Origin of the sequence: Bradyrhizobium sp. HKCCYLS1011 (genome assembly GCF_051167795.1) — a bacterium.
In the GTDB taxonomy this organism is placed as follows: Bacteria; Pseudomonadota; Alphaproteobacteria; order Rhizobiales; family Xanthobacteraceae; genus Bradyrhizobium.
This window is the reverse complement of the sequence record NZ_JBNPTT010000005.1, coordinates 37,277-50,891: the sequence shown is the minus strand read 5'-3', so window position 1 is coordinate 50,891 and position 13,615 is coordinate 37,277. Positions and strand designations below refer to the sequence as shown.

13 protein-coding genes are annotated in these 13,615 nt (G+C 61.8%); 5 read left to right on the top strand and 8 right to left on the bottom strand.

What is annotated here, in order from left to right:
* Positions 1 to 71: 71 nt before the first annotated feature.
* Positions 72 to 1,160 (top strand): catalase family protein, encoded by a 1,089-nt coding sequence (locus ACQR1W_RS17225; RefSeq protein ID WP_434851909.1) that lies wholly within the window; start codon positions 72 to 74, stop codon positions 1,158 to 1,160.
* On the opposite strand, the gene ACQR1W_RS17220 is transcribed toward ACQR1W_RS17225, so the two are convergent.
* Entirely contained in the window at positions 1,149 to 4,232 is a 3,084-nt protein-coding gene (locus ACQR1W_RS17220) for an AAA family ATPase (RefSeq protein WP_434852485.1), read from the bottom strand. The genes ACQR1W_RS17225 and ACQR1W_RS17220 overlap by 12 nt on opposite strands.
* Positions 4,233 to 4,709: 477 nt before the next feature.
* Here ACQR1W_RS17220 and ACQR1W_RS17215 point away from each other — a divergent pair, with 477 nt between their 5' ends.
* A complete protein-coding gene (locus ACQR1W_RS17215; protein ID WP_434851908.1) occupies positions 4,710 to 4,883 on the top strand; it encodes a hypothetical protein in 174 nt (57 codons plus the stop codon).
* An 829-nt stretch (positions 4,884 to 5,712) separates the two neighbouring features.
* Positions 5,713 to 5,898: a hypothetical protein gene (locus ACQR1W_RS17210; protein WP_035983234.1), complete on the top strand. Its 186-nt coding sequence runs from the start codon at positions 5,713 to 5,715 to the stop codon at positions 5,896 to 5,898.
* A 42-nt stretch (positions 5,899 to 5,940) separates the two neighbouring features.
* Here ACQR1W_RS17210 and ACQR1W_RS17205 read toward each other — a convergent pair whose 3' ends face one another.
* Genes ACQR1W_RS17205 through ACQR1W_RS17195 form a run of 3 tightly spaced genes read right to left on the bottom strand, consistent with a single transcriptional unit; the run spans position 5,941 to position 7,821 of the window.
* The gene (locus ACQR1W_RS17205) at positions 5,941 to 6,363 is read right to left on the bottom strand and encodes a GFA family protein (RefSeq protein ID WP_434851907.1); all 423 of its coding nucleotides are present in this window, start codon (positions 6,361 to 6,363) and stop codon (positions 5,941 to 5,943) included.
* A gap of 29 nt (positions 6,364 to 6,392) precedes the next feature.
* A complete protein-coding gene (gene mddA, locus ACQR1W_RS17200) occupies positions 6,393 to 7,169 on the bottom strand; it encodes a methanethiol S-methyltransferase (RefSeq protein ID WP_434851906.1) in 777 nt (258 codons plus the stop codon).
* Between the two features lie 31 nt (positions 7,170 to 7,200).
* On the bottom strand, positions 7,201 to 7,821 hold the full coding sequence (locus tag ACQR1W_RS17195; protein ID WP_434851905.1) for a histidine phosphatase family protein: 621 nt from the start codon (positions 7,819 to 7,821) through the stop codon (positions 7,201 to 7,203).
* Positions 7,822 to 8,436: 615 nt separating this feature from the next.
* Between ACQR1W_RS17195 and ACQR1W_RS17190 the strand changes: the two genes are divergently transcribed.
* Positions 8,437 to 10,014 carry a winged helix-turn-helix domain-containing tetratricopeptide repeat protein gene (locus ACQR1W_RS17190; RefSeq protein ID WP_434851904.1) on the top strand — a complete coding sequence of 526 codons (1,578 nt, stop codon included), beginning with the start codon at positions 8,437 to 8,439 and terminating at the stop codon, positions 10,012 to 10,014.
* A 123-nt stretch (positions 10,015 to 10,137) separates the two neighbouring features.
* Here the strand turns inward: ACQR1W_RS17190 and ACQR1W_RS17185 are convergent, their stop codons facing one another.
* Positions 10,138 to 10,380, bottom strand: a complete 243-nt coding sequence (locus ACQR1W_RS17185; protein ID WP_434851903.1) for a GCG_CRPN prefix-to-repeats domain-containing protein — start codon at positions 10,378 to 10,380, stop codon at positions 10,138 to 10,140.
* A 729-nt stretch (positions 10,381 to 11,109) separates the two neighbouring features.
* Between ACQR1W_RS17185 and ACQR1W_RS17180 the strand changes: the two genes are divergently transcribed.
* Positions 11,110 to 11,310 carry a hypothetical protein gene (locus ACQR1W_RS17180; RefSeq protein ID WP_434851902.1) on the top strand — a complete coding sequence of 67 codons (201 nt, stop codon included), beginning with the start codon at positions 11,110 to 11,112 and terminating at the stop codon, positions 11,308 to 11,310.
* A 133-nt stretch (positions 11,311 to 11,443) separates the two neighbouring features.
* Here ACQR1W_RS17180 and ACQR1W_RS17175 read toward each other — a convergent pair whose 3' ends face one another.
* From ACQR1W_RS17175 to ACQR1W_RS17165, 3 genes are all read right to left on the bottom strand, one after another.
* Complete coding sequence (locus tag ACQR1W_RS17175; protein ID WP_008972826.1) at positions 11,444 to 11,890, bottom strand: host attachment protein; 447 nt, start codon at positions 11,888 to 11,890, stop codon at positions 11,444 to 11,446.
* Between the two features lie 172 nt (positions 11,891 to 12,062).
* Entirely contained in the window at positions 12,063 to 12,476 is a 414-nt protein-coding gene (locus ACQR1W_RS17170) for a DUF3775 domain-containing protein (RefSeq protein WP_434851901.1), read from the bottom strand.
* A gap of 570 nt (positions 12,477 to 13,046) precedes the next feature.
* Positions 13,047 to 13,520: a hypothetical protein gene (locus ACQR1W_RS17165; RefSeq protein ID WP_434851900.1), complete on the bottom strand. Its 474-nt coding sequence runs from the start codon at positions 13,518 to 13,520 to the stop codon at positions 13,047 to 13,049.
* Between the last annotated feature and the right edge of the window lie 95 nt (positions 13,521 to 13,615).

The window sequence follows — 13,615 nt, the reverse complement described above, 5'->3', positions numbered from 1 at the left end:
AGGATTTGACCCGCCGTTCGGCCGCTACAGCCTGCGCCACTATCTGGGTAAGCCAACCGGAGATGTACGCCATGTCAGGCGATCGGTATCTTCGCTACGATCCCTCGATTGAACAGCCGCAGCCGGACGAAGCGGCGATCATCGAGGCCATTGTCTCCTCGATCGGACGGACCAGCGCCGCCTCCTTCAACACCTACCACCATGGGATCCGGCAGCAACATGCCAAGGGCGTGGGCTATTTGCGTGGCGAACTGACGGTCAAGGATCATCTGCCGGATCATTTGCGCCAGGGGCTGTTTGCAACAGCGTCCCGCTATCCCATCATCGTCCGCCTCTCCACCGCGCTGGGCGCAATCAAGAGCGATCGCATTTGCGTGCCTCGGGGCATGGCGATCAAGGTGCTCGGCGTGTCGGGACCAAAAGCGCTGGCCGACGACAATTCGGCCAATCAGGATCTTCTGCTCGTCAATCACTCGAGCTATGTTTCGGATGCCAAGGCTTACTTGAGTTTACAGCGTGACGTCGAGCGCAGCTTGAACACGCCGGATGTCGTGTTGAGAGGGCTTGGAATTGGGGCTCGTGTCGGGGTTCCACTGGCGGAGAAGATCGGCATCCCCGTCCCTCTGGTCCTGAAGGGGCTCAGCGATCCCGGCAACAATCCTCTCGGCGAAACCTTTCACACCGAGGGAGCGCTCCGCTTTGGAGACTACGTCGCAAGACTTCGGGCGGTGCCCGCTTCCGAAGCGTTACGCAGGCTGACCGGACAACCCTGCAACGACGGCGACGATGTCGTGCTGGACTCGGTCGCCAGATTTTTCAGAGAGAATTCGGCCAACTACGACATCCAGGTCCAGCTCTGCATTGATCTGCAACATACGCCGATCGAGGACTCCTCGATCGACTGGCCCGAAGACGTCTCACCATCGCAAACTGTCGGCAGAATCACGATCCCGTCGCAGATTGCAGACAGTCCCGCCCGTCGCAGCTATGCAGATGACTGTCTGTCATTCGATCCCTGGCGATGCCTCGCCGACCACCAGCCGCTGGGCTCCATCATGCGCCTGCGCCGGGACGCCTATCGCATGTCACGAACCCTCCGCCATCAGCAGAACAAGACGCCAATGATCGAGCCTCGCGGCATCTCGGAGTTACCGAACTGAGTTCACTGAAGCCATCCCGACGAGATCCGCTGGCCGGCTGCGCTCGTCTACGTTCAGGAACGGAGCGGAGCGCAGCGGATCGTCAGGAGGCAGCGACTTGGCCAGCAGGCTGATCTCACGTCGCGAGCGCTGGCGCCACTTGGCAGCCCGACCTGTCTCGCCGAGGCTCTCGTAGAACGAAGTGACCGAGCCGTAAACGCGCCAGGCCGCATGCGGCAACCTGGCGCGACGGAGGACCGAAACCGCGTCGAGCAGATGCCGCCGGGCCGATGGCGTGTCGCCTTGGCGCATCGCAAGCCTTGCCATGACCTCGTAAGACAGCGCCAGAAACGGCAGATCGGGCGCCGCCGCCACGAATTCATGGAATCGCAACGCGGCGCTATGCGCCTGCTCCATATCTTCTGTCGCGATGAAGTAGTTGCATCGGTTCAGCAGATATGGCGGGAACACGGACGTCTCCATCGGCACGCCGTCGACCTCGAGCCGCTGCTCCACGGCCGCAAGATGCTGGCGCGCCAGCGGCAGGTTGCCGAGCGCAATATACGCCCTCGCCAGCAGGTTTCGACCGATATAGAAGCTGGTCGGGTTGGACTCGATCGCCGCGTTCAGCGTCTCCTCAGCCATCCGGACCGCGCGATCAAATTCCTGGGCTTCGGCATACAGCCAGCCGAGCGTCAGCTTGCATATCGCCGTCGCCTGCGGGTTCGCGTTGCGCATCGATATCTCGAGCGCCGAATTCACGACATCTTGCGTACCGCCCCATTCTCCGTAATAGAGCAGCGCAAATGCCTCGGCCATCGTGAAGATCACGAAAATGTAGACGTCTCCGATCAGGCGGATCACGGCCTTGCCGCGCCGGGCGGCTGCGCAGCAGGCTGGATAATTCGCGCTCGCTATTTCGAGAACCACCTCGATCGAGCAGCGCCGCAGCCGCATGCTGAGGTCCTCGGAGTCACCGATCAGCTCGGCAGCCTGGCGGGCGAACGCCGCGTCCTCCGCCGTCCATCCCTTCAACATGATGCGAAGATTGGCGGCGTTGCCCCGCACCAAGGCCCGAAATGCGGGATCATCGATCGCAAGGCTCTTTGAGAGCGCCTGCTCGGCCAGCGGCACCGACTGTCGCGGATCGAGATAGAGCACGAAGCGGGAGAGGTCCACCATGGCGTTGACCTCTTCGCGCAGCAAGCCGTTGCCGGCCGCATGGGCAATGATGGCGCCCAAATCCTCGATCGAGCGGACAAAGTTTCCGCCCGCGCGCCAGGCCCAGGCTCGCAGCAGCAGGAGCTTCAGACGCGTTCTCACCTGCATGTCGTCGGACAGATGCGATACAAGCTCCAGCGCCCGGCTCAGATAGTTGGCTGCCTCGGGCGGGCTGAACCGGCGCGAGGAACTTTCCGCAGCCATGGTCAGATAGCGCACCGCCTTGGCGAAATCCCGCCCAAGCTCGAAATGATGCGCCAGCACCGAAGCGACCTCTGTCGCCTGCGGCCCATAGCCTTCTTCAAGGCTCGCCCCAAGGCCGGCATGGGTCTTGACCCGGCGCGCCGGCGCAAGGCGCTGATAGAGGATCTCCTGGTAAAGCGCATGCTGAAAGGCGTAGCGGCCTGACACCTCTCCGTTCGGCCATTCGGTGATGCCGGCGGCAACGATGACCCGGCCTGCCCGCGCGAGGTCCTCATACAACGCCTCGACATCCAGGACATCAAGCCCAAGCGCATGAGCGACATGGACCGCCGAGAATTCCGCACCGGCGGCACTTGCGACTTCAAGCAGGCCACGCTCCTCGGCCGTGAGATGATCGATCTGCCGCGCGATCATGCCCTGCAGGTCCCGCGGCATGCTGTCGTGTGATGCAGCAGCACCGCGCTGGAGCCGCCACTGACCGCTATCCTCAACCAGCGCTCCCTGCGCCACGAGGTGATCCAGGAGCGACGTCACGAATAACGGTTGCCCACCGGTACGCCCGAACACCCGTTCGGCCAGCTCGCCTGCGAGCTCGCGGGATCTGAACCGCAAGACGAGATAGCGCTCGACCTCGGCCGGGCTGAGGCGATCGAGCGCGAGTTCGGTGCATTGCCCGTGGATCTGCAGATCCTGATGCAAGGTTCGGATCGGGTGGCCGCCGGCCATGACGTCCGCCGGCCGATAAGTGGCAAGTACAAGGATCGCGGCCTTTCGCTCACGTCGCGCCAAACGCGACAGCACGTCCACCGTAGCGAAGTCGCTCCAATGCAGGTCTTCGAGAACGAGCACCCATGGCCGCCTGGCGGCGAGACTTTCCATGAGCTCGCTGAATTCGCGCAACATGCGCTCGCGCGTGGCGCCAAACACCTCCTGCTGGAAAGCACTCCGCTCTCCCTCGCCGAGGAGGTTCGGCATCTGCACGAGCCATGTCGCCGCGTGATCGCGGATCGCCTTCAGCAGGGATGCGCCGTCGGGCCCGCGGCACTGCTCATTGAGCGCCTCGATCAGCGGCAGAAATGCCTCATGTGTCCCGAACAACTCGTTGCACGCGCAATGGAGCACCCCTACCCCGTCGCGCTTCACCCGATCCAGAGCCATTTGCACCAGCGTCGTCTTGCCGATGCCCGCCTCGCCCGTGATGAAGACGACCTGCCGTTGTCCACTGCCTGCGTGATGCAAGATGCTGTCCAGCATCTGCAACGGCACCGCGCGCCCGACCCGCCAGTGGCGACGTGGATCAACCGCGTCGTCGGATGCCTGAGCTTCCGCCTCACGCGGAACGAGCGCGGACGATGGCGACGGGACGACCGACGCAATGAAACGATAGCCGCGCCGGGTGACTGTCTCGATGTAGCTCGGCGATTGCCTGTCGTCACCAAGCGCAGCACGCAGCGCGTTCATCGCCACCGTGAGGCTGGCATCGCTGACATGGAGATCGGCCCAGACCGTGTCGAGCAGTTCGTCCTTGGTGACGAGTTCACCGGGCCGCGCGACCAGGCGGCAAAGCAAGGCGAACGGCTTTGGTGCCAGCGAGATGCGTTCCTCACCCCGCCACAGCAGCGCGTTGGCGCGATCAAGCCGGAACTGCCCAAAGGCAAGCTCGTCCATTCTCACGGCCGGCCCTCCGGATGCGCATTGATCTTAAGGGATAGCTCGGAAAAATGTAAAGCGGCCGAAGAGCACGCCGGGGTAACGGCAGACCTCTTCGCACCCCTTCATCATGAAGTTCGTCACGATCCGCATTTGCACGCGCACGCCTGCGCCAATCTACAGCGAGGTCGCACAGAACACTGTGGCCTGGTTCACAGGCCCGCGTCACCGACCTCTGTTCCAGCTTGCCGACTGCATTCCCGACCCCTGCTTCTAACCTGCGAGTCGCACGTACGACCGCAGCAGCGGTGCGATCCGGTCCTGCACCACGGTCGGCTGTAAGAAAACCATCAGCGAAATGTAAGGGCACCGTAAGGACTTTCGATCTCCGCACGCACTACGTTACGCGAAGCAATTTCCGGATAGCCGACGGCAGGATTCGTAGATTCCGTCATGCTCAGCTCACGAGCACTTTGATATTTTAGGAAGTTCATCATGACAATTTCAGAGCGCACAACTCCTCAGCCATCTCCGACCTGCAGCTACGAGCGCTGGATCATCTGCGGTTACGTGATGTTCAGCGTCGTCATGATCGCCACGATCTATCTCGCCTCGCCGGCGCCGGATGCGGCTGATACCAGCGTCGCCATTACAATGACGCTGCCGTGACCAGAGATCAATTTCGGCTCGTGGCGTGGTGTGCCGGACTATCGGTTCTCATCGCCATGTGCGTCTGGAGCCTGCTCGGCCCGCCAGAGCGGGACCGCACCCTCACATCGTGGCATTTCCGAGCGCTGACCGCAGGCCTCCCTTGAGGGCGCGACTTCACGCGCAAGTTACTTTTTGAAATATGGAGCCTTTCAATGTTCTTTTTTCGTTGATCAGCTGGCGTTATTGGCGCTCTGGTGGTGCTGGCTGCCGACGCAGCAGCGGCGGATCTACCGCTCCATGACGTTGGCGGGTTTCCGATTGCGCTACACCAAATTGCGGTGCTGGGCCCGACAAACACGGAACCGAACATTTCGGCTGTGACGGTGGCCGACCCACCCGCTTGGCCAGGTCGCGGTTCCCATACCTCGACCGAGGCTTCCTCGGCTGCACGCGTCCGTCAAGCCACAAGCGAGGAGGTCGTGTAGGTGGCGCGGCGGTAATCGCCGCCCTGTCACCCGAGCACATTCTCAAAGCATAGTAGCCGCGATGTTCTCGAACGGACAGCGATCTTGTCCCAATTCTGCTCCCAAGAACCGACAGAGGGCCGACAGAGGGCCGGCATGACGCCGCAACCTCCTCCCTGTTCGTTGACATTCATCTGCCTTGAGGAAGCTGCTCGGCATATATTAGCGCGACGAACGCTGCCCACGTTGATACCAATAACGTCTTGGATCTGACGGTTGCAGCGCCAATCCTCGGCGGCGGAAACCGGACATCAGGCCCGTTTCGGCGCCCCTGGCACGGCAGAGTGCTCCGATCTCATCGACGCAAACGAGGTCCGGTTTCCATGAATCTCACCGAGATCGAGCGTCATTTTCTGGCTCGATTGGCTTCCGAGCCATGGACCAGCTCGCCAACGTTCGATCACGAGCGCGTTGCGAGACTGGTCGAACTCGGGCTGGTGGAGGCGGAGCCGCTCGCCTCAGGTGAAGTCGAATACAGGATCACGGAGGCCGGCCGAGCCGCCCTGTGAGGCGAGCAGATGACGACCGCATTGATCCGGGCTCGCGCGAGCTCATTCGGGCATCATCTCTCCGGAGCCGCCAAACTCCGCCGGGAAGTCCCTGAGCTTGGGTAGACCATCGCGCATCGGCAGCACGGTCTCGGCGTAGTTGACGTGAACAGCGGGCGCGAAAGCCAGCGTCGGAATGGTCGCCGTGAACACGTCGACCAGTCCCAGCGTCGGGTGATTGGTCATCAGATGACCACCGCATGTCCTGCAATATTGGCGCTCGCTCAACGGCGACTTGGAAAAGGACGCGACCTGCTCCTTTCCGGCCGTAATCCGAACGGCTTCAGGCTTCCATAGGCTGAAGGCGTTGACCGGGCCGCCGGACCAGGAGCGGCAAGAGCGGCAATGGCAATAACCCATCGCCTCCGGTTCCCCGGAAATCTCCAGTTCGACCGCGCCGCAAAAGCAGCTTCCAACATGCTTCACGATTGATTCCTCCTCATGGGTTTATGTGATCAAGCCGATTTGCGCCAAGGGATAAGCATGGCGACGCGCTGCCTGTAGGCACGATACTCCTCCCCGAACTGCTCGACGAGATCGCGCTCCTCCAGGACAATGCCGAGAACAATATAGGCCGTGCTCACCGCCGCGAACAGCAAATGCCCGGCCGTCATCCGGGGAGCCGCCCAGAACGCGATGATGAAGCCGAGATAGATCGGATGGCGTACAAACCGGTAGTAAAGCGGCGTCCTGAACTGTGGCGCCGAGGCGGCGCGATCGGCCAGGCTGTTGGTGACCTGTTGCAGCCCGAACAGCTCGAAATGATTGATCAGGAAGGTCGATGTGAACGCGAAGCCCCAGCCCAGGAGCGCGATGACGGCCACGATGGCTGCGATATCGGGATTGTCGATCTGCCAAACGACCGCCGGCATCGGGCGCCACTGCCAGAACAACAGCAGCAATAACAGGCTCGCGAACAGGACGTAGGTGCTCCGTTCGATCGACCGCGGCACGAACTTTGTCCACCACGCCTTGAACTGCCTGCGTGCCATCACGCTGTGCTGGACGGCGAACAACGACAGCAGAAGCAGATTGACGACAAGCGCCTCGACATCAGGCGATTCAGCGCCGGTGTCGATCGTCTTGGGCACGAAAACGCCCATCACAAAACCGATGGCGTAGAGGATTGTGAAAGAGAAGGCGATATAGGCGGCAATGCCGTAGAGAAAGGCGATGAGCTTGACTATTCGAAAACCTGGAATGCCCGGGTTGGTGGATTGAAATTGCGACATCTTCATCTCCGATACAACGCAATGCACGAACTCAGTCCGCAGCCTGCGCCCACCTGGTCCAATCGCTGGCCTGGATACGCCCAATCAGTTTGTAGCCGCCCAGCCGATCCGGTTCGAACACCGATGCTTCACCCTCGCGGACGTCTGACCAGTCGCTCCCGAACGCCGCGACAATGTTCGGCTTGTGCGAGACGATCACGACGTTGGTTCCGGCCGGCGGGGTGGTGGCAGCGAGCTTGCGAAGTGCGAGCGCACGCTGATTGCTTTCGTCGGGAGAGGCGCCTTCGGCAAGGTCAGGTGTGGCGGCCACTGCGCCAAAGCCGAGCAGCGTCGCAGTATCCACGGCGCGCTGGATCGTGCTGGTCACGACCATGCCCACCGGAATCCTCAGCTTGCGCATCGCCTCCCCGGTCGATTTCGCCTGCGCGCGTCCCTCGGCGTTGAGCTGTCGCTCTGCGGGCACGTTTTTCCGGCTCATGGAATCGGTGTTCGACTGGTCCGAGACGGTCGCGCCGTGGCGAAGCACGATCACGTATCCGCCGTGGTGCAGATCATCGATCCAGGCAGGCTGCGTCAGGGACGGCTGGCCACCGTTCGCGGCGGGCAAGATTGCAAACAGCAGGTACAACAAAGAAAATCGAATGCTGGACATGGACGTCTCCTGTCGTTGCTTGTTTTGATCATCTTGGACTGAACGATTTGTAGCGGCCGGCCCGCCTGATGCGGAAGACTTAGGTCGGTGGGTTGAGTCGAGCCCAAATGGCTGCCTCGAGCTGTTTTGGCACTTTCGCAAACCTATCGGGCGATCGCGCCGGATGGCCCCAGCGCTCCCGACATTCCTTCGCTGTCATGACGGATGACGGGAAGAATAGCGCAATGACTGCCGGCAACGGCTCATCGGCGGGGTGGCGCGCGGCTCACGAATAGGTGTAATGGCCAACAAAATTATTCAACTAAAAATCGCAAGAAAATGAGCTCTCGACCGACGCCCTCATAGGTCGCCATATCGGCCCAGAAATCGGCCGAGGATGCAGTCCAAGAATCGACAGGCAACTGTGCTCTCCAGGATTTGATTATGAAAATGTGAGCGGCCTCATCAGATGCGAGGCACCTCACGTGTCACGGTTGCGCCGTTGCAGACCGTCGACGGCTCTTCATGCGAAAGCCGCGCTGAAGATACAGGATGCCGCGGGCAACAGGCATTGTGCCGAGCTTGATTTTCGCGCGAGCTGCGCTTGATTTTTGATCGAGAAGGCGTTGTCGTCCGGTGGAATTTCTCTTTAGTGATCATGTACTTGATACTGATCGACGCGAGCTGTGGCGCTCGGGCGCGCAGATTGCTGTCGAGCCTCAGGTCTTCGATCTCCTGACCTACCTCATCCAGAATCGCGACCGCGTGGTCAGCAAAGACGACCTGTTCGCAGCGGTTTGGGCCGGGCGGATCGTCTCGGACTCGACACTCGCCACCCGTATCAATGCCGCGCGGAGGGCCGTCGGAGACAGCGGTGAGCAGCAGAAGCTGATCCGCACGGTCGCGCGCAAGGGTGTTCGTTTCGTCGGTGCCGTACGGCTTCGGGCAGCTGCCGGCCAGGCTGCGCTGTCACCCGATCAAAGGCCGGACAGACAGCTGACGGCGGCACGGGCGCTGGCGTCATCGAAGCGGCCGGCCATCGCGGTGCTTCCCTTCGTCAATATGAGCGGCGAGCCGGACCAGGATTATTTTTCCGACGGGATCAGCGAGGACATCATCACGGCGTTGTCGAAGCTGCGCTGGTTCTTCGTGGTCGCACGCAACTCCTCTTTCGCTTACAAAGGCAAGTCCGTCCATATCAAGCAGATCGGCGACGAGCTCGGCGTCGGCTATGTGATCGAAGGCAGCGTGCGGAAAGAAGGCGCGCGCGTTCGCATCACCGCCCAGCTCAACGACGTCACAACCGGCAGCCATCTATGGGCGGAGCGCTACGATCGCGAGGTCGCCGACGTCTTCGCCGTGCAGGACGAGATCACCGAAGCCATCGTTGCCACCATCGAACCGCAGCTCTATGCCGCGGAGAATTTTCGGGCGCGGCGCAAGGCCCCGGAGAGCCTCGATGCGTGGGACCTGGTCATGCGCGCATTGTCCCATTTCTGGCGCATGACCCGCGAGGACAATGTTGTGGCTCAAGAGCTGTTAGAGCGAGCGATAGGCCTCGACCCCAACTACGCACAGGCGCTCGCGGTGCTCGCGGTCAGCCATATCTTTGGTGCCCAGATGGGCTGGGAAAACGCAGCGGCCGCCACGCCGATCGCCGAACGCGCGAGCTTAGCTGCGATTCATGCGGACAGCGAAGATGCCTGGGCGCACCTCGCGCGTGGCTCGGTCAATCCCTATCTTGGACGCCTCGACGATGCACTGGCCGCGTTCGCGGTGGCGCTGCGACTCAATCCAAATTTCTCGCTGGCCCACGGCTTCTACGGCTTGGTCTTGACTTGGACCGGCCAATCCCGCGAAGGCGGCGAGGCTGCGCGCCGGGCCTTGCGGCTGTCACCGCGCGATCCGTTCTCTGCAATCTATTATGGCGTCGCGGGCTATACGGCGTTCGTGGAACGCGACTATGCGGAAGCGATCGGGCTATGCCGCGAAGCAATTCGTCAGCGCGCGGATTTTGCCGGCGCTCACCGTGTCCTGACCGCGGCGGCCGGCATGGCAGGCGAAGGAGAGTTCGCGGCCGCAGCACTCAAGGAGCTGCGCCGTGTCCAGCCCAACATTTCGCTTCACTGGGTTGGAACCCAACTGCCGTTCCGGTTCAAAGAGCCGGAGCTCTCCCACTTTTTGGATGGTTTGCGCCGCGCAGGGCTGGATTAGCGAGACGTGATGCGATTGCACCGCTCCAGTTCGGATCGCGCATATTCATCTTAACGCTGATGAGCACCCGATCAGAGGAGTTCAAGCGAACTCAGCATCAGCGGCCGCCAAACGTTGCCGCCCTCACTTGAGCCTGCAAGCGCGGTCGCGCTTGCTCCAGGTGAAGCCTGTTCCGCACGGCGGCCGTGCTTGAATTCCGGCTGGGCATTCGTTCCACACCGGTGCGCCTCTGTCCCATCCGTCCACCGTGCAGCCGCCATTGCTAGCCAGGTGGCAACCGGGCCCACAGCCATCGGCCGCCTGCGTAAAGTCCACGGGCACAACAAACGCAGCCACGAACAGAGCTGCAAGGAAAGGCTTTGCCATTGTTTCCTCCTGAGGCCGACATCCGAAAACGATAAGCCTGAGCAGCGGCTCGACTCGCAATTCCGAGCCAGCCCGCTCGGTTCCGATCAAACCTTGGCACTGCTGCAACCCGGGGAATAGCCGGCGCCGCTGGCCCGTTGCACACGCGCCGCCTCTCGGCTAGCTCTGGGCCATTAGTGAGAGGATGGGAAGAATGCGTTGGCTGTCGATGAGCGTGGCGCTGCTGCTGTACACTGGTGCTGCGAACGCCGCCTGCACCTGCCGCTGTGTCGATGGCCAGGTCCAGCCAGTCTGCGACAGGACTGGCGACCTGCCCCATCCATGTCCGGCGACGCTCTGTCCCCTCCCGGCACCGCAAGTCGCGCCCCTTAATCGACCGACCTTGCCGCCACTTGGGACGTCGCAATGCCGACAGGCTCAGGTATGTGGCGCGTCCGGCTGCGGATGGCAAACGCTCTGCCGCTAGCGGCGCGATCGTCGAAAAACCAAGGCTGAGATCGCCGATCGGTTCCTCGCCTCAGAAGCCGCCGTGCCGTTGTCGCCTGTCGGTCAAGCCGGGAAACCTAAGGGCGATCGCCGATCAACTCATCTGCAATGCAGACTGCACCGGTTACACCGGGATGTGAGTGTGGCGTGTCCGAGCTCCCGTGGTATCGAGGAACCTGCCTGCGGATTTCGGGTTCTTGTCGTGACGGCTCGAAGTCAGAGAGTGTCAAGAGGATTATCGCCATGTCTCGCAAACTTACGCCGCGGCAGGTCATTGCCCGCTCCTACCCTACCTGGGACTATGCGATGGCCGATCGACTGATCGCTTGGCTCGCCGATTGTGGTTACGAGATCGTCGAGAAGAATTCAGCCCACGAGGACGCGAGCCTGGTCCCTGCGCAATCCGAGCATCGGGATCACGCGAAGCTGGAGCCGGCGCACTGAGTAGAGCTTCAATTCTGAAGCCCGCGTCAGTGCGCACCACGTTGCGTGGAATCCGAGGCGCGCCGGGACCGAGAGATGCACTCGGCATCCCTGATGCCTCAACCTCGTGATACTGGCGCGGATCTTTGAGAGTTCAAGCCAGGAGCTGCTTCTCGATCTCGTAGACCGGCATTTTCACGAGGTCCTTATGAACTTCGCCATGCAGGACCCTGCGCACCGCATCGGAATAGTCCGCGCGAATCATGCCGAGCGCACGTGGCGATGCCACGACGGTCAGCGCTTTGGTTTCGCCGGCGAGAACCGCCTGGTGCAGCCGCCCGGCCAGTCCTTTCAAGAAGACACGCTCCGATTCGTCGTGCCAATCGGTCTGTTCGATTGAGCTGCGAGCGGTACCAATGGACGGATGCACCGAACCGGGCGCATCGGTGCCGACGTCGGAGGTGCGCTCGTCGGGGTGTTCGTGCACTTCCTTCATGTGTAGGTTCGGAAACATGCCGTCGCCGATGTTCTCCAGGATCAGCGCCTTGCGCCCGTCACAAACGACGACCCAGTCTCCTGCCCCTACTTTGATCTTGTCCATAGCATGCTCCTCTTGCACCGCGCCAACAGCCTGTCCGATCGGGGACGTAGGTGTGCGAATGTTGGCGTCGAAGTGTCTCCAGATAACTAATCGATGCCGGTAGAGCTTTGGATTTGACATTCGTATCTTGGTGTGCGGCGCGCCGCAGCTGGCGAACGTCAAATCCGCTGCACTAGATGCTCTCCTCAAAATCCTCCAGCGACAGACCGAACTCCGACAAGGCTTCCTCAAGGTAATCGCCGAGCATCGGGGTCTCGATCAGATAAGCGGCCGTGCGGTTGTTATGCGCTTGAGCGGCCTGTGCGCGCAGTTCGTCCCAGTTCTCCAGCCCGCCGTCACCGCGTCCGAGCCACATCAAGGCGACCAGATCAATCTGCTCATCGACGTTGAGCCCTTGGATGAAGCTCGCCAGTTCAGCGCGATCCGTATTCGCGCCGCGTCCCCCCGACGAACCATGGACCGTATCATCGTCGGTCAGGTCGGAGAGCAGCTCGGGCTCGCTCGATTCCATCTCGTATTGGTGGACCTTGTTGACGACGAAGGCGACCTTGTCCGGCGAAATCGACAGGTTTGGAATTGTTGGCATACAGCATCTCTCTGAACGACCGGGCAATGCCCGTCAGTGTCGACAACCGCACGCTAGGCGGTTCGAGGGAGCCGTACTTTGCGCAGGATCAAGGCCGCCGCGGGGCATCCATCGTCGATGAGATCCGGCCCGAACGGGTCCGGCTATCGTTGCGACCTCACCAAAACTCACATGATCGAGAGCGGCTACCCTGCAAGGCACGCGCGCCCTTGCCGGACGAAACTGGCCGCGTAACATCTGCCGGTCGGTGACACCGGCGATCGGCATCCGCAACATCGATACAGACTGAAATGGTCAAGAGCATAGCAGCGGCAGCTGGAGTTGCCGCTCTTCTGATCTGTGCGGCGATTCTCCCGGCATCCGCGCGGAGCCGTCACGGGACAGGCCACGGCTTTGGCGGTCACGGGTCTGTTCGCGAAGTCCACGCTGCGGGCCGTACGCAGCTCGCAACAGAGGGCCGGGACGCCGACGGCCGCTATGTCAAAGCCACCTCCCATGAACTCGACAGGCTGCTCGACACCAGGATGAAGAGCATCTGCCGCGGCTGTTAGGCCCGGGAGAACGGGCAGCTTACCAGGTCGAAGCGAACCAGCCGAAACGCGGCTGCTGTGCGACGATAATCATCGGTCGTCCGGGATGAGTCCTGGCGCTCTTCCGCTTGGGCTGCGGTCTTGGTTCGGTTGGTTTGGCCGTCGTCTCGGCAACCCGGGTTGGCGCGGGCACCGCTGCCCGCTGCACTTGGCCAACCCCAGGCTTCACTTCCTTGGCCGGCATCTGTGCCAGCGCGTCGCGCACGTGCGCTATCGCCGGCGCGGCGGTAACCGGCTCGGCCGCGGCCACCTTTGCCGGCGCCGGCGTTGGGATCGACGTGTCGATCACGACACGTTCAGGCCATTTGCTGTTTGATCGAATGCGAATGGCGGGCAGTTCGTAGCCGGCGCTGGACGGGGTCGGGAGCGGAGCGCTCGGAAAGACCGCATCGCAGACGAACAACAGCGCGAGCAGGGCTCCACCGACGAACACGAAATAGCGCAACAGAGGCATAACAGTACCACTCCGTCCGCGATAGACGCGGACTTATCGTCCTAACCGGGACTACAAGAATATGTTCCAGACAGAGCCATAGCGGTTCAACGCGC